The sequence below is a fragment of the Ruegeria sp. AI3 genome (genome assembly GCF_056541245.1).
The window spans coordinates 1-516 of record NZ_JBQFYA010000107.1 but is presented as its reverse complement, the minus strand read 5'-3'; the positions used below and the strand labels follow the sequence as shown (position 1 = coordinate 516).

Here is a 516-nt window from a genome sequence, read left to right as displayed (position 1 = left end):
CAGCGCCGCAACCAAAAGGTCGTCGAACGCGCCCCTGCCCCGTATCTGTCTGAAGAGCAACGCACAGAAATCTGCGAACTCGGCCGCAAGATTTGCGCTCATGTGAATTATGAATGCGCGGGCACCGTTGAATTCCTGATGGATATGGAAACGGGCAAATTCTATTTCATCGAAGTGAACCCGCGTGTGCAGGTTGAACACACGGTCACCGAAGAAGTCACCGGGATCGACATCGTTCAGGCGCAGATTCTGATCGCCGAGGGCAAGACGCTGGCCGAAGCCACTGGCGCCGCAAGCCAGGCCGATGTTCAGTTGAACGGCCACGCGTTGCAGACCCGGATCACGACCGAGGACCCCCAAAACAACTTCATCCCCGACTATGGCCGCATCACCGCCTACCGCGAAGCAACCGGTATGGGGATCCGGCTGGATGGTGGTACGGCCTATTCGGGCGGGGTGATCACGCGGTTTTACGACTCTTTGCTGACCAAGGTGACCGCCTGGGCTCCGACACCG

General features: G+C 58.9%; 1 protein-coding gene. It reads left to right on the top strand.

All coding sequences use genetic code 11. The features are described 5' to 3' along the window. The coding region (locus tag ACRZ95_RS23305; protein ID WP_480555796.1) for an ATP-binding protein at window positions 1-516 on the top strand (516 nt) is incomplete at both ends.